10 protein-coding genes, 1 tRNA gene and 6 pseudogenes are annotated in these 15,337 nt (G+C 69.1%); 8 read left to right on the forward strand and 9 right to left on the reverse strand.

Annotated features, from left to right (window positions below; all coding sequences use genetic code 11):
• The first annotated feature begins 27 nt into the window (after window positions 1-27).
• From G6N30_RS26785 to G6N30_RS26815, 7 genes and pseudogenes are all read left to right on the forward strand, one after another.
• A complete protein-coding gene (locus G6N30_RS26785; RefSeq protein WP_134055786.1) occupies window positions 28-1,155 on the forward strand; it encodes a resuscitation-promoting factor in 1,128 nt (375 codons plus the stop codon).
• Window positions 1,152-2,036 carry a 16S rRNA (adenine(1518)-N(6)/adenine(1519)-N(6))-dimethyltransferase RsmA gene (gene rsmA, locus G6N30_RS26790; protein WP_134055784.1) on the forward strand — a complete coding sequence of 295 codons (885 nt, stop codon included), beginning with the start codon at window positions 1,152-1,154 and terminating at the stop codon, window positions 2,034-2,036. The genes G6N30_RS26785 and rsmA overlap by 4 nt, the downstream gene beginning before the upstream one ends.
• Window positions 2,037-2,096: 60 nt before the next feature.
• Window positions 2,097-3,065: a 4-(cytidine 5'-diphospho)-2-C-methyl-D-erythritol kinase gene (locus tag G6N30_RS26795; RefSeq protein WP_134055782.1), complete on the forward strand. Its 969-nt coding sequence runs from the start codon at window positions 2,097-2,099 to the stop codon at window positions 3,063-3,065.
• Window positions 3,066-3,358: 293 nt separating this feature from the next.
• Window positions 3,359-4,991, forward strand: a pseudogene (locus G6N30_RS26800) (fatty acyl-AMP ligase).
• Between the two features lie 127 nt (window positions 4,992-5,118).
• Entirely contained in the window at window positions 5,119-6,072 is a 954-nt protein-coding gene (locus tag G6N30_RS26805; protein ID WP_134055778.1) for an efflux ABC transporter ATPase subunit, DrrA-related, read from the forward strand.
• 78 nt (window positions 6,073-6,150) lie between these two features.
• Window positions 6,151-6,915: an ABC transporter permease gene (locus G6N30_RS26810; RefSeq protein ID WP_244964979.1), complete on the forward strand. Its 765-nt coding sequence runs from the start codon at window positions 6,151-6,153 to the stop codon at window positions 6,913-6,915.
• A 41-nt stretch (window positions 6,916-6,956) separates the two neighbouring features.
• Window positions 6,957-7,995, forward strand: a pseudogene (locus tag G6N30_RS26815) (epoxyqueuosine reductase).
• On the opposite strand, the gene G6N30_RS26820 reads toward G6N30_RS26815, so the two are convergent.
• The 9 genes and pseudogenes from G6N30_RS26820 to G6N30_RS26860 form a co-directional block, all read right to left on the reverse strand.
• Window positions 7,992-8,516 carry a DUF488 domain-containing protein gene (locus G6N30_RS26820; protein ID WP_234880204.1) on the reverse strand — a complete coding sequence of 175 codons (525 nt, stop codon included), beginning with the start codon at window positions 8,514-8,516 and terminating at the stop codon, window positions 7,992-7,994. The pseudogene G6N30_RS26815 and the gene G6N30_RS26820 sit on opposite strands and share 4 nt — an antisense overlap.
• Before the next feature lie 2 nt (window positions 8,517-8,518).
• Entirely contained in the window at window positions 8,519-9,097 is a 579-nt protein-coding gene (gene pth / locus G6N30_RS26825) for an aminoacyl-tRNA hydrolase (protein ID WP_134055772.1), read from the reverse strand.
• Window positions 9,098-9,103: 6 nt separating this feature from the next.
• Window positions 9,104-9,769 (reverse strand): 50S ribosomal protein L25/general stress protein Ctc, encoded by a 666-nt coding sequence (locus G6N30_RS26830; RefSeq protein ID WP_134055770.1) that lies wholly within the window; start codon window positions 9,767-9,769, stop codon window positions 9,104-9,106.
• Window positions 9,770-9,913: 144 nt separating this feature from the next.
• The gene (locus G6N30_RS26835) at window positions 9,914-10,783 is read right to left on the reverse strand and encodes an oxidoreductase (protein ID WP_134055768.1); all 870 of its coding nucleotides are present in this window, start codon (window positions 10,781-10,783) and stop codon (window positions 9,914-9,916) included.
• An 18-nt stretch (window positions 10,784-10,801) separates the two neighbouring features.
• The gene (locus tag G6N30_RS26840) at window positions 10,802-11,458 is read right to left on the reverse strand and encodes an LpqN/LpqT family lipoprotein (RefSeq protein WP_134055766.1); all 657 of its coding nucleotides are present in this window, start codon (window positions 11,456-11,458) and stop codon (window positions 10,802-10,804) included.
• 1 nt (window position 11,459) lies between these two features.
• Window positions 11,460-11,810 (reverse strand): annotated as a pseudogene (gene arsC / locus G6N30_RS26845) (arsenate reductase (glutaredoxin)); the annotation flags it as partial.
• Window positions 11,811-12,788: pseudogene (locus G6N30_RS26850) on the reverse strand (ribose-phosphate diphosphokinase).
• A 100-nt stretch (window positions 12,789-12,888) separates the two neighbouring features.
• Window positions 12,889-14,367 (reverse strand): annotated as a pseudogene (glmU, locus tag G6N30_RS26855) (bifunctional UDP-N-acetylglucosamine diphosphorylase/glucosamine-1-phosphate N-acetyltransferase GlmU).
• A 4-nt stretch (window positions 14,368-14,371) separates the two neighbouring features.
• Window positions 14,372-14,443: transfer RNA gene (locus tag G6N30_RS26860), tRNA-Gln, on the reverse strand.
• Window positions 14,444-14,527: 84 nt separating this feature from the next.
• On the opposite strand from G6N30_RS26860, the pseudogene G6N30_RS26865 reads away from it, so the two are divergent.
• Window positions 14,528-15,111 (forward strand): annotated as a pseudogene (locus tag G6N30_RS26865) (TetR/AcrR family transcriptional regulator).
• Window positions 15,112-15,337: the final 226 nt, after the last annotated feature.

Genomic DNA, 15,337 nt, shown 5'->3' on the forward strand with positions numbered 1-15,337 from the left:
TACCAATAATCAGGGACTCGACAACTCTTGACTGCTCTGAACAGACTGCACGAGGCGCGCTCGCCCATGCTGCGCATCGTGGTGGCCGCACTGCTGGTCGCGGTCGCCTTCGCGGGCGGATATGCCGTCACCGCCCAGAAGACCGTCACCCTCTCGGTGGACGGTACGGAGACGACGGTCTCGACGATGAAGTCGCGCGTCATCGACGTCGTCGAGGAGAACGGCTTCGAGGTGGGGGAGCGCGACGATCTCTTCCCGGCCGGCGACACCGACGTGCGGTCCACCGACACGATCGTGCTTCGGCGCAGCCGTCCGCTGGACATCTCGCTCGACGGTCAGCACACCCGGCAGGTGTGGACGACGGCGTCGACCGTCGACGAGGCGCTCGCGCAGCTGCAGATGACCGACACGGCCCCGGCCGCGGCATCGCGCGGCAGCCGCGTGCCGCTGGGCGGTATGTCGCTTCCCGTCGTCACCCCCAAGACCGTTCAGCTCGACGACGGCGGGGTCGTCCGGACGGTGCGTCTGGCGGCGCCGAACGTGGCCGCGCTGCTCGAGGCCGCGGGCGCTCCGCTGCAACAGCGGGACCGTGTCGTGCCCGCCGCGTCGTCGCCGGTCGTCGATGGGATGCAGATCCAGGTAACACGCGTGCGCATCGAGAAGTTCACCGAGCGCGTGCCGCTGCAGCCGGCCGACACGCGCATCGAAGACGTCAACATGAACATGAGCCGCCAGATCGTCGAAGACGCGGGAACACCCGGCGTTCAGGACGTAACCTTTGCTGTTTCAAAGGTAAACGGCGTGGAAACCGGCAGGCTGCCAGTAGCTAATGTCATCGTTTCACCTGCAAGGAACGCCGTCCTGAGGGTCGGTGCGAAGCCCGGCACGGAGGTGCCACCGGTGCGCGCCGGAGCGGCCTGGGATGCGCTGGCGCAGTGTGAAGCCGGAGGTAATTGGGCCATCAATACCGGTAATGGTTACTTCGGTGGGGTTCAGTTTGATCAAAACACCTGGGAGCGCAACGGTGGTCTGAGGTATGCTCCGAGGGCAGATCTGGCAACAAGAGAAGAACAGATCGCGATTGCTGAGGTCACGCGGGCGAGGCAAGGCTGGGGAGCCTGGCCCACGTGCAGTGGAAGAGTGGGGGCGTCGTGACGATTCGACTACTCGGGCGGACCGAGATCCGGCGCCTGGCGAAGGACATCGACTTTCGCCCGCGCAAGTCATTCGGGCAAAACTTTGTCCACGATGCCAACACCGTGCGCAGGATCGTCTCCGCCTCCGGTGTGCACCGGCACGACCACGTCCTGGAAGTGGGACCGGGCCTCGGCTCGCTGACGCTGGCGCTGCTCGACCGCGGTGCGCACGTGACGGCGGTGGAGATCGATCCGCTCCTGGCGCAACAGCTTCCGACCACGATCGCCGATCACTCGCACAGTGAGATCAACCGTCTGACCGTCCTCAACCAGGACATCCTGACGCTGATGCCGTCGGATCTGGAGGCTCAGCCCACCGCGCTGGTCGCCAACCTGCCGTACAACGTCGCGGTACCCGCACTGCTCCACCTGCTCGCGGAGTTCCCGACGATCCGTTCGGTCATGGTGATGGTCCAGGCCGAGGTGGCCGAGCGGCTCGCCGCCGACCCGGGCGGCAAGGACTACGGCGTGCCGAGCGCCAAGGTGCGGTTCTACGGCAACGTCCGCCGCTACGGCATGGTGTCGCCGACGGTCTTCTGGCCCATCCCGCGGGTGTACTCCGGGCTGGTCCGCATCGACCGGTACGAGACGTCGCCGTGGCCGACGGACGCGGAGTTCCGCGCGCAGGTCTTCGATCTGATCGACATCGCCTTCGCGCAGCGCCGCAAGACGTCGCGCAACGCGTTCGCCGAATGGGCCGGGTCCGGCAACGAGTCCGCCCGCCGACTGCTGGCTGCCAGCATCGACCCGTCGCGGCGCGGTGAGACGCTCGCCATCGCCGATTTCGTCCGGTTGCTGCAGCGTTCCGGCGAAGCCGAGGAGCAGGTCCGCGTCCAATAGCTGACCGGCCCGGACGTGCCATGGGTTTGCGCTGCCGACGTGCGGCGATAGTGTCGAGCGGTGCGTAACGGCAACACCGCCTCCGAGTGGGTTCCCACCGGCTCGGTCACCGTGCGGGTGCCCGGGAAGGTGAACCTCTTCCTCGGGGTCGGTGATCTGCGTGACGACGGCTATCACGACCTGACGACGGTCTTTCATGCCGTCTCGCTGCTCGACGAGGTCACCGTCTCGACCGCCGACACGCTGTCGGTTGAGCTGGCCGGCGAGGGCATGGAGTCGCTGCCCACCGACCGGCGCAACATCGCCTGGCGGGCGGCCGAGCTGATGGCCGACCACGTCGGCAGGGCGCCCGACGTGGCGATCTCCATCGAGAAGTCGATCCCTGTGGCCGGCGGGATGGCAGGCGGCAGCGCCGACGCCGCCGCCGTGCTGGTCGCGATGAACCATCTGTGGGAGCTCGGGGTGCCCCGGCGTGATCTGCACGCGATGGCCGCCGAGTTGGGCAGTGACGTGCCGTTCGCGCTGCACGGCGGCACGGCGCTGGGCACCGGCCGCGGTGAGGAGCTCGCGACGGTGCTCGCCCGAAGCACGTTCCACTGGGTGCTGGCGTTCGCGCGCAAGGGCCTGTCGACGCCGAAGGTGTTCGGAGAACTCGACCGGCTGCGCGCCACCGCCGACGGCAAGCGGGCCGCACCCGGCCGGCTGGGTGACCCGGAGCCGATCCTGGCCGCGCTGGCGTCCGGCGACGCCGCCACACTCGCGCCGCTGCTCGGTAACGATCTGCAGGCGGCCGCGCTGAGTCTGTATCCGGAACTGCGCCGCACGCTGCGGGCGGGCCTGGACGCCGGCGCCCTCGCGGCGATCGTGTCCGGGTCCGGTCCGACGTGCGCCTTCCTGTGCGCCTCGTCGCCCGCCGCGATCGACGTCGGCGCCACGCTCGCCGGTGCCGGGGTGTGCCGGACCGTGCGGGTGGCCAGCGGGCCGGTGCAGGGCGCCCGGGTGGTGCCCGCGCCGTCCTCGTCGGTGTGACGGGGTCTTTGCGGTCTTTTTGCGTCGGAAAGGTGTGACGCACGCCTCAATCCGCGCCATGGTTTGGCAGTTACTTAAGGGTCTCTTAAGATGGTCGGCGGTGAAAGCTAGCGGTCGAGCGCCGGACGCGTGTCCTTTCCGCCGGCGTCGCCGGCGGGTGCCGATGTGGACGCCCCATCACCGTTTCGATACCCAACTGCTCCTCAATCGTGTACGCGTGCCTACTCGGCAACGCTCGTAGACAGGCGGAGCATGAGAAGCCGGGCAGTGGCGCCGGTCCCCAGGAGGATGTCGTGAGCAGGTTCACCGAGAAGATGTACCGCAACGCGCGCACCGTGAGCACCGGCATGGTGACCGGCGAGCCGCACGAGCCCGTCCGCCACACGTGGGGTGAGGTGCACGAGCGTGCCCGCCGGATCGCCGGTGGGCTCGCAGCGGCCGGTATCGGCCTGGGTGACGCGGTGGGCGTGCTCGAGGGCCTGCCGGTCGAGATCGCCCCGACCGCGCAGGGCGTCTGGATGCGCGGCGCGAGCCTGACGATGCTGCACCAGCCCACTCCGCGCACCGACCTCGCCATGTGGGCCGAGGACACGCTGACGGTGATCGGGATGATCGAGGCCAAGGCCGTGATCGTGTCCGAACCCTTCACCGTCGCGATCCCGGTGCTGGAGGAGAAGGGTCTGCTGGTGCTGACCGTGGCCGATCTGCTGGCCGCGGAGCCGATCGACCCGGTCGAGGTCGGCGAGGACGATCTGGCGCTGATGCAGCTGACCTCCGGGTCGACCGGTTCGCCCAAGGCCGTGCAGATCACCCACCGCAACATCCACTCGAACGCCGAGGCGATGTTCATCGGCGCCGAGTACGACGTCACCAAAGACGTCATGGTCAGCTGGCTGCCGTGCTTCCACGACATGGGCATGGTCGGCTTCCTCACCATCCCGATGTACTTCGGCGCGGAGCTGGTCAAGGTCACGCCGATGGACTTCCTGCGCGACACCCTGCTGTGGGCGCGGCTCATCGACAAGTACAAGGGCACGATGACGGCCGCGCCGAACTTCGCCTACGCGCTGCTGGCCAAGCGGCTGCGCAGGCAGGCCACGCCCGGCGAGTTCGACCTGTCGACGCTGCGCTTCGCGCTGTCGGGTGCCGAGCCGGTCGAGCCCGCCGACGTCGAGGACCTGATCGACGCCGGCGCGCCGTTCGGCCTGAAGCCCGAGGCCATCCTGCCCGCCTACGGCATGGCCGAGACCACGCTGGCGGTGTCGTTCTCCAAGTGCGGTGCGGGTCTGGTGGTCGACGAGGTCGACGCCGATCTGCTGGCCGCGCTGCGCCGCGCCGTGCCCGCCACGAAGGGCAACACCAAGCGGCTGGCCACGCTGGGCCCGCTGCTCGAGGGTCTCGAGGCCCGCATCATCGACGAGCAGGGCAACGTGATGCCCGCCCGCGGCGTCGGCGTCATCGAGCTGCGGGCGAGCCGCTGACCCCGGCTACATCACGATGGGCGGATTCGTCCCGGCCCAGGACGAGCACGGCTGGTACGACACCGGTGACCTCGGCTACCTGACCGAAGAGGGCCACGTGGTGGTGTGCGGCCGCGTCAAGGACGTGATCATCATGGCCGGGCGCAACATCTACCCGACCGACATCGAGCGGGCCGCGGGGCGCGTCGAAGGGGTGCGGCCCGGCTGCGCGGTCGCGGTGCGCCTGGACGCCGGGCACTCGCGGGAGACCTTCGCCGTCGCCGTCGAGTCGAACGCCTGGCAGGACCCGAACGAGGTGCACCGCATCGAGCGGCAGGTCGCCCACGAGGTGGTCGCCGAGGTCGACGTGCGGCCCCGCAACGTCGTGGTGCTCGGTCCGGGCACCATCCCGAAGACGCCGTCGGGCAAGTTGCGCCGCGCCAACTCGGTCTCGTTGGTCACCTAGTTCCGCGAGAGTGCGTGTCTGCTTCGTGACACGCCACTGAACACCGACCGTGCGCGCACGCTCGCGCGACCGCCGGCGTGCGTAATGCGTTGGCCCGATGTCGGTCGCCACGGCTACCGTCGTGAACATGACACCGGCCATCGAAGCGATCGACCTGGTGAAGCGGTTCGGCGAGCAGACAGCGGTGGACGGGGTGAGCTTCACCGTGCCTGCGGGTACGGTCCTCGGCCTGCTCGGCCCCAACGGTGCGGGCAAGACCACCACCGTGCGGATGATGACCACGCTGACCGAACCGACCAGCGGCACCGCCCGCGTCGCGGGCTTCGACGTCCGCCGCGAACCCGACCAGGTGCGTCGCAACATGGGGCTCACCGGGCAGGTCGCCACCGTCGATGAACTGCTCACCGGCCGCGAGAACATTCGGATGATCGGCGGGCTCTACGGCATCCGCCGCAAGGAACTCGAGCGGTTGGGTACCGAACTGCTGGAGCGGTTCTCGCTCGCCGAGGCCGGCGACCGGGTGGTCAAGTCCTACAGCGGCGGCATGCGGCGGCGCCTGGACCTCGCGGTGAGCCTGCTGGCGGCGCCTCCGGTGCTGTTCCTCGACGAACCGACCACGGGTCTCGACCCGCGCAGCCGCACCGAGCTGTGGGACGTGCTGCGCGACCTCGTCGCCGGGGGCACGACGCTGCTGCTCACCACGCAGTATCTCGAGGAGGCCGATCAGCTGGCCGACAACATCGTGGTGATCGACAAGGGCCGCATCATCGCGCAGGGTTCACCGCTGGAGCTCAAACGTCAGGCCGGTAACGCCAGCCTGGTGGTGACGGTGGCCGACGAGAGCGACCTCGCGGCCGCACAGGCACTGCTGGCGAAGACCGGTGCGGAGGTGTTCGTCGACACGGGCGCCCGCCGGCTCACTGCCTCCGCCGACGGGCTGGCCGACATGGTTCGCGTGGCCGGCTGGCTGCGCGACAGCGACATCGAGGTCGACGACATCGGGTTGTCGCGCCCCTCCCTCGACGATGTGTTCCTGACGCTGACCGGCCACCGCACCGAGGACGAGGAGGTCGGCGCATGACCGCCGTCGAAGCCAGGACGCAGGACCAGTCCCGGCGCCCGGCCACACCGGACCAACCTCGCGCAGCAGTCGTGGATCATGGTGAAACGCAACATGATCCACACCAAGCGCATGCCGGAGATGCTGAGCGACGTGACCGCTCAGCCGATCATGTTCGTACTGCTGTTCGCCTTCGTGTTCGGCGCGTCGATCACCAACACCGGCGGGGCGTCCTATCGGGAGTTCCTGCTACCCGGCATCCAGGCGCAGACCATCGTGTTCTCCGCGTTCGTGGTGGCGTCCGGCATCACCGCCGACGTCGAGAAGGGCATCATCGACCGGTTCCGATCGCTGCCGATCTCGCGGTCCTCGGTGCTCATCGGGCGCAGCATCGCCAGCGTGATCCACTCCTCGCTGGGTGTGGTCGTGATGGCGCTGACCGGCCTGGCGATCGGGTGGCGGATCCGCGGCAGCGTGGGCGAGGCGGTGCTGGCCTTCGCGCTGCTGCTGCTGTTCGGGTTCGGGATGATCTGGTTCGGCATCCTGATCGGCTCGCTGATGCGCACGGTCGAGGCGGTCAACGGCGTCATGTTCACTGCGCTGTTCCCGATGACGTTCCTGGCCAACACGTTCGTGCCGACCGAACCGATGCCGCACTGGCTGCGGGTGATCGCCGAGTGGAACCCGGTGTCCTCGCTGGCGCAGGCGATGCGGGAACTGTGGGGCAACGGCGGCCCGGCCGCCCCGGACGCCCAGCTGCCGCTGCATCACCCGGTGCTCGCGACCGTGCTGTGGTCGCTGGCGTTGACGGCGGTCTTCGCGCCGTTCGCACTGCGCGCGTACGCCAAGCGCACCGGGGGCTGATCCGCGCGCACAGCTGAGTATGTATGGCTATACTCAGCGCTATGGCTGCACCCAAGATCCCCGCACGCCTCGCCGACCACCCGACGGTGCGCGCGGCGCTGGCCCGGGACGCGCAGACCCGGCGTCATCGACGCCGGCTGGTTGCGTGAGCTCTGCCTACAGGCCGGGGCCGACGACGTGGCGTTCGCCGCCGTCGACAATCCTGACCTCGCCTCCGAACGCGAGCACGTCGAGGCAGCGTTACCGGGCGCGCGGAGCTTCATCTCGCTGGTGGTGCGGATGAACCGCGACAACGTCCGCTCGACCGCGCGCAGCGTCGCGAACCAGGAGTTCCACCGCAGCGGCGAGATCATCAACGAGGCCGCGCACCGCATCACCCGCGCGCTGCAGGACGCCGGTCACCGCGCGCTCAACCCGTCGGCGACGTTCCCGATGGAGATGGACCGGTACCCGGGCCGCATCTGGGTGGTGGCCCACAAACCCGTCGCGGTGGCCGCGGGCCTGGGCGTGATGGGGATCCATCGCAATGTCATCCACCCGAAGTTCGGCAACTTCATCCTGCTGGCGACCGTGATGGTCGACGCCGAGATCAGCGAATACGGTGCGCCACTGGATTATTCGCCGTGCCTGGAGTGCAAGCTGTGTGTCGCGGCGTGCCCGGTCGGAGCGATCGGCAAGGACGGTGAGTTCGACTTCGTCGCCTGCTCGGTGCACAACTACCGCGAGTTCATGGGCGGGTTCACCGACTGGGCGCAGACGATCGCCGACAGCGCCGACGCCGGCGACTTCCGCTCCCGCGTCAGCGATTCGGAGAACGCGTCGATGTGGCAGAGCCTGTCGTTCAAGGCGAACTACAAAGCCGCCTATTGCCTCGCGGTGTGTCCGGCCGGCGAAGACGTCATCGAGCCGTATCTGGAGGACCGCAAGGGCTTCATGGATCTGGTGCTCAAACCGTTGCAGGAGAAGAAGGAAGCGCTCTACGTGCTACCGAACTCGGCGGCGAAGGCCTACGCCGAGCGGCGCTTCCCGCACAAACCGGTCAAGGTCGTCGACAGCGGGATCCGCGGCCGCACCGGCTAGCCGTCCCAGACGACGAATCCGTCGTCGCGCAGCCGCGCACCCGGCGCCACCGGATGCGGTGTCACCCTGCCGTCGTGCATGAGGTGGCTGACGTCGGCGCGAAACCGCAGCACCGCGACGTCGGCGACCAGGCGGCGGTGGCACCGCCACCACACGCTCTCACTGCACATGACGAGCACTGTGCGCGAGGCGCTTTCGCCGAGCACCTCGCCGAGTGCGGCGTCGAACTCCTCGGTTCTGGTGTGGGCGGCGTAGGCGGCGAACTGCTCGACCTGCCACCACGGGTCCTCACGTGGCGCGTCGGGCGGCAGCCGTCGCCGCCCACCGAGGCGCTCCTCCCAGCGGTAGGCGATGCCGCCGGCAGGTAACCACGACGACATGGCGTCGCGCGACATGTCGGGATGGGCGCGGCTGCCGGGGAAGCGCCGGATGTCGACGAGCGACGTCACGCCCGCACCTCGCAGCAGCGCGGCCAACTCGTCACCCGAGAGCCGGCCGTGCCCCGCGGTCAGCAGCGTCACCGTCAGGCCCAGGCGTGCACGATGTTCTGCGCGGGTTCCAGGCCCTGGGCGATCAGCATCTCGGTCGCGTCGGCGGCCTGTTCGCAGATCGTGGGCACCTCGGGCCGTTCGGTGGCGTTGAACGTCTCGAGCACGTACGTCGCCGGATCCTTGCGCCCCGGCGGGCGGCCGACTCCCACGCGTACCCGCTGGAAGTCCTTGGTGCCCAATGCCGCCGCGACGGACTTCAGCCCGTTGTGGCCGGCGACGCCGCCGCCGGCCTTCAACCGGATGCGGCCGAAGTCGATGTCGAGTTCGTCGTGGACGACGATAACGTCGGCGGGCGCCACGGAGTAGAACTTCGCGAGCGGACCGACGTTGCGGCCCGACTCGTTCATGTACGTCCGCGGTTTGGCCACCACGACGGACCTGCCCGCCAGGCGACCGGTCACGATCTCGGCACCCGATTTCCGGTGCACCTTGAATCCTGAACCGATCCGCCCGGCCAGCAGGTCGGCGACCATGAAGCCGAGGTTGTGGCGGGTCTTGGCGTAGTTGGGCCCGGGGTTGCCCAGGCCCACCACCAGCAACGGCTCGGCCATGTCGTGTTACTCGGCCGATTCCTCGGCGGCCGGCTCGGCCTCGGCTTCGGCGACCTCGGCGGCCTGCTCCTCGAGCGACGCGCCGCCACCCTCGGACTCGAGCTCTTCCTCGGTCGGCGCCGCGACGACGTTGACCACGAGCAGCTCGGGATCGGAGATCAGCGTGACGCCGGCGGGCAGCTCGATCTGGCCGGCGGTGATCTGCGTGCCCGCATCAACGCCCTCGACCGAGATGGTGAGCGATTCGGGGATCGACATCGCGTCGGATTCGATCTCGACGGTGTTGGCCTCCTGCGTCACCAGCGCGCCCGGCGTGGCGTCACCCTCGACGAGGACGTTGACCTCGACGGTGACCTTCTCGCCGCGGCGCACGACGATGAGGTCGACGTGCTGGATGTTGCGGCGGATCGGGTGGATCTCGAGCTGCTTGGGCAGCGCGAGCGCCTCGGTGCCCTCGATGTCGAGCGTGAGAACCGCGTTGGTGCCGAAGTTGCGCAGGACGGCCGCCAGCTCTCGGGCGGGGAGCTCGAGGTGCTGCGGGTCGGTGCCGTGGCCGTAGAGGACGGCGGGCACCTTGCCCTCACGACGGGCGCGGCGGGAGGCGCCCTTGCCGGTCTCGGTGCGGACTCGGACGCTCAGGTTGTTCGGGGTGTGGGCCTTGGTCTTGGCCATGGTGTTGCTCCTATGCCGGTGATGGACACGGCAGGGGTGAGCAACAGCCAGAAGAAGCGTGTTCCCGTCGATAACGGTGGCCGGGCCACCCTCGCCGTGATGCGGCGTCGAGGTTACCGCACGCGGGCGGTCCCGCGGAAATCGCTAGAGCGGGAACTTCGTGTCGGTGAGCTGCTCGGACAGTTCCCACAGCGCCGTCGCGGTCTCGCTGTCCCTGGCGCGACGGGTGCGCCACACCGGGCCGGTCGGGCCGCGCATCGCGAACTTCGGGCCGACGAAGGTGTCGCCCGGCAGATCCTGCGCCACCGCGTACAGCGTCTGGCGGGCCCCGAAGTCGGCGTCGGTGGCGAAGTACTGCCCGCCGACGGCCATCACCGCGTCGCCGAGCCGCCGGCCCGACTGGCCCTGCAGGTTGGTGTGCGAATACCCCGGGTGCGCGGCCACGGCCCGCAGCGGCGACCCTGCGCGGGTCATCCGCTTCTGCAGTTCGCTGGTGAACAGCAGGTTGGCCAGCTTCGACTGCCCGTAGGCCAGCCACGCCGAGTAGGGCCGGGCCTTCCAGTTCAGGTCGTCGAGGCTGACGCGCCCGAAGACGTGCATGAACGACGACACCGTCACCACGCGGTCGGTGATCTTGGGCAGCAGCAGGTTGGTCAGCGCGAAGTGGCCGAGGTGGTTAGTGCCGATCTGGCTCTCGAACCCGTCGACGGTCCGCGCGTAGGGCACCGCCATGATCCCGGCGTTGTTGACCAGCACGTCGACCTTGTCGGTGGCCGCGGCGAACTCCCGCACCGACGCGAGGTCCTGCAGATCGAGCTTGCGCACGGTGACGTTGCCGGTCATGCCCGCCGCCGCCTCGTCGCCCTTGGCGGTGTTGCGGACCGCGAGGACGACGTCGGCGCCGACGCGGGCCAGCTCACGGGCGGTGACGAGGCCGAGTCCGCTGTTGGCGCCGGTGACGATCACCCAGCGGCCGGCGAAGGAGGGGAGGTCGGCGGCGGTCCAGTCACTCATGGCTGCCACTCTAGGCAGCTACTTCTTCGGCGCGACGGTGAACCCCGCGAGGATGGCCTCGATGTCCTTGCCGTACTTCTGCGCCTCGTCGGCGAAACTGGTCACCGTCAGCTGGACGAGGTAGCGCTGGTTGGCCGGCGGTGCGCCGGTCGCGATGACGATGCGGTTGTAGGTCTGCATCCGCTGGCCGTTGAGGTCGTAGGTGCCCTCGACCATGGCCGACGGCATGCCGCGCCAGTTGTCCTGGGAGGCGTTGAGTTCCTTGAAGTTCTCCGAGAGCCGGGCGTCGTCGTCGCCGTGTTTGATCGCCTCGGCGGGGTCGAACTGGCCGGTCAGCTCGAACACCATCAGCATCGCGATCGGGTAGGTGTCGCCCTTGGCGATGACGCGGGTGCCGGGTTCGAACTGGGTGCCGGGGTAGGGCTGCCAGCCCGGCGGGGTGGGGATCGTGACGGTGAGGTCGGGCAGTTTCTCCGGTGCGACGGTGCGGCCGCTGACGCCCGCGCCCTCGAGGTACTGCGCGATCGGCACCGGGGTCTCGGTGGGGGCCTCCGAGGACGGCGGCGCGCTGCTCGACGTGCTCCAGACCGATTGATAGTCAGGGGTTTCCGCGCCGCACCCACTCGTGGCGAGGACCAGCAGCGCGACAGCCGCCGCGACGCGGCGACCCGTCACAGATCTCGCGCACCGTGTCGATCGGCCGGGCCAGCCGGGTGCCCTTGTCCGTCACCACGAACGGTCGCTCGATGAGGATGGGGTGCTCGGCGAGCGCGTCGAGCAGTTCGTCGTCGGTCGCGTCGGCGAGATTCAGCTCGGCGTAAAGGGATTCGCGTTTGCGGACCGCGGCGCGTACTTCGATGCCGGCCGCCTCGATCATCGCGGCGATCTCGGCGCGCGACGGCGGCGTCTTGAGATACTGCACGATTTCGGGTTCGACACCGTTGTCGCGCAACAGATCCAGCGTCTTGCGCGACGTCGAGCAGCGCGGGTTGTGGTAGATCGTCGCGCTTGTGGTGTCTGGCGCCACTTACGCCGACCCGTCGAAAAGGCTTGTCACCGAGCCGTTGTCAAACACCGCGCGGATGGTGTTGGCCAGCAGCGGGCGATCGACAGCACGGTCAGCTGCGGGAACCGCTTGTCCTCGCCGATCGGCAGCGTGTTGGTGACGATCACCTCGCGGGCGCCGGACTCGGCGAGCCGCTCGCGCGCGGGGTCCGACAGCACGCCGTGCGTCGCGGCGATGATCACGTCACCGGCGCCGTCCTGCTTGAGCAGCTTGACCGCACCGGCGATGGTGCCGCCGGTGTCGATCATGTCGTCGGTCAGCACGCAGGTCTTGCCCTTGACGTCACCGACGACGCGATTGGACACCACCTGGTTGGGCACCAGCGGGTCGCGGGTCTTGTGGATGAAGGCCAGCGGGACGCCGCCCAGTGAGTCGGCCCACTTCTCGGCCACGCGCACCCGGCCGGAGTCGGGGGAGACGACCACCATGTCGTGGTCGGAGTAGTTCTCGGCGATGTAGCCGGTGAGCAGCTTCTGGGCGCGCATGTGGTCGACCGGGCCGTCGAAGAAGCCCTGGATCTGATCGGTGTGCAGGTCGACGGTCAAGATGCGGTTGGCGCCCGCGGTCTTGAGCAGATCGGCAACCAGGCGGGCGGAGATGGGTTCGCGGCCGCGGTGCTTCTTGTCCTGCCGGGCGTACGGGTAGAACGGCAAGATCGCGGTGATGCGCTTGGCGCTGCCGCGCTTGAGCGCGTCGATCATCAGCAGCTGTTCCATCAGCCAGGTGTTCAGCGGCGCCGGATGGGACTGCAGGACGAAGGCGTCGCACCCGCGTACGGATTCGTCGAATCGCACGAAGATCTCACCGTTGGCGAAGTCGCGCGCGGTCTGCGCGGTCACCGGGTGTCGAGCTCCTGGCGACTTGCTCCGCCAATTCCGGGTGCGCGCGGCCCGAGAAGAGCATCAGATTTTTGCGGTTATCGGTCCACTCGGTGCCCACTGTGCGCCTCGCCGGTCGGGGATCGTGTCGGCCTCATCGTACGTAGCGTTTCTGTGTGACCGTGCCCGGGTTGCCGGATCGCAAACGGAAGTGGTCGCTGTCACTGCCCCTGGGCGTCGTCGAGCTGACCCGGCGCCGTCGCCGCCGCTTCGCCCAGGGCGCGGCTCGCCGCGCCGCCGCCGCCGAGCCGGGCCGTTTGCGGGCCACCCAGCCCTCGATGTTGCGCTGCGGGCCGGCCGAGACGGCCAGCGCACCCGGCGGCACGTCGTCGCGCACCACGGTCCCGGCGCCGGTGTAGGCGCCGTCCCCGACGGTCACGGGCGCGACGAACATGGTGTCCGAGCCGGTGCGCACGTGCGATCCGATCGTGGTGCGGCTCTTGTTCTCGCCGTCGTAGTTCACGAACACGCTCGATGCGCCGATATTGCTGTGCTCGCCGATGTCGGCGTCGCCGACGTAGGTCAGGTGCGGCACCTTGGTGCCCGCGCCGAGGGTGGCGTTCTTCGTCTCGACGAACGCGCCGAGCTTGCCGTCGGCGCCCAGGGCGGTGCCCGGACGCAGGTAGGTGAACGGGCCGACGGTGGCGCCGTCGCCGATGACCGACTCCGAGCCGTGCGTGCGCACCACCGAGGCGCCGTCGCCGACGGTGACGTCGGCGAGTGTGGTGTCCGGTCCGACGTCGCAACGGCCGCCGATGACGGTGCGGCCGAGCAGCTGGGTGCCGGGGCGCAGCACGGTGTCGCGGCCGATGGTGACGTCGACGTCGATCCACGTCGACCCTGGGTCGATCACGGTGACACCGGCGCGCTGGTGGGCGGTGACGATGCGCCGGTTGAGTTCGGCGCCGAGCGCGGCTAGCTGGACGCGGTCGTTGACGCCGGCGACCAGGGCGCTGTCGTCGACGTGCCTGGCCCGAACGCTCAGACCGTCCTGCCGGAAGATCGCGATGACGTCGGTCAGGTACAGCTCGTGCTGGGCGTTGTCGGACCGCAGCCGGCGCAGCGCGGACCGCAGCGCGGTGATGTCGAAGGCGTAAACACCGGCGTTGACCTCGCGGATCGCCAGCTGGCTCGGGCTCGCGTCGGCCTGTTCGACGATGCGGGTGACCTCGTTGTCCTGGGTGCGCAGGATGCGCCCGTAACCGGTCGGATCGGCCACGGTGGTGGTCAGCACGGTGGCCGCGGCCGAGCCGTGGGTGGTCAGCAGGTCGGCCATGGTGTCGGCGTCGAGCAGCGGCACGTCGCCCGCGGTCACCACCACGACACCGGAGAAGTCCTCGGGCAGCGCGGCGAGCCCGCATTCTGCGGCGTGGCCGGTGCCCAGCTGCTGGTCCTGGATCGCGATGTCGACGGGGCGGCCGAGTTCGGCGGCCAGCGCGTCGACGGCGGGGGCGATGCGCTCACGGTCGTGGCCGAGCACCACCACGAGGTGCTGCGGGGCGACCTTCGCCACGGTGTGCAGCGCGTGCGCCAGCATGCTGCGGCCGCCGAGGGTGTGCAGCACCTTCGGGATGTCCGAACGCATCCGCGTCCCGGCGCCTGCGTGGTACGAGGACCGCGGTGTCGGTGGGTGTGGTCATATTGCTCCGTCGCCAGGACTCGAACCTGAACTATCTGAACCAAAATCAGAGGTGCTGCCGATTACACCACGACGGATCGATTACCTCGTGACTGTAGTCGAAGCCGATACGCTCAAGAATGGCAGCGCCCGACAAGGAAGTGCGTCCACCTCGCGCCAGAATGACCGGCAGCGAGCGGCGCCAGCAGCTCGTCGAGATCGCCAAGTCGTTGTTCGCCCAGCGCGGCTACGAGGGCACCTCGATCGAGGAGATCGCGCAGCGCGCCAACGTCTCAAACCGGTGGTCTACGAGCACTTCGGCGGCAAGGAAGGCCTGTACGCGGTCGTCGTGGACCGGGAGATGTCGGCGTTGCTCGACGGCATCACCTCGTCGCTGACCAACAACCGCTCACGGGTGCGGGTGGAGCGGGTCGCGCTCGCGCTGCTGACCTATGTCGAGGAGCGCACCGACGGCTTCTCATCCGCGATTCGCCGGCGGCGATCACCTCGGGCACCTATTCAACGTTGCTCAACGATGCGGTCAATCAGGTCAGCTCGATCCTGGCCGGGGACTTCTCCCGCCGGGGCTCGACCCGAGCTGGCGCCGCTCTACGCGCAGGCGCTGGTCGGTTCGGTGTCGATGACCGCGCAGTGGTGGCTCGACACCCGTGTGCCCAAGAAAGAGGTCGTCGCCGCGCACCTGGTGAATCTGATGTGGAACGGGCTGACCCACCTCGAGGCCGACCCCGCCTGCAGGACGAGGTAGCGCGCCGGCGCCTAGGATGGGGTCATCATGACCGTAGCGGGGCTTCACCATGTCCAAACCCCGATTGCGGGGCTCGTCGCACTGGCACTGCGCGATCCGTGCCTGGCCGACCTCGCCCGCCGCGCCGCCGAAAACCGGCCGAGCTGGCGATGGTCGGACCCGCCAGCGCCCGGCTTCTCGTCACCGCCGCGCTCGCCCAGGCCGGCCCTTCTCGTGGTCGCCGCCA

Origin of the sequence: Mycolicibacterium litorale, assembly GCF_010731695.1 — a bacterium.
Lineage (GTDB): Bacteria > Actinomycetota > Actinomycetes > Mycobacteriales > Mycobacteriaceae > Mycobacterium > Mycobacterium litorale.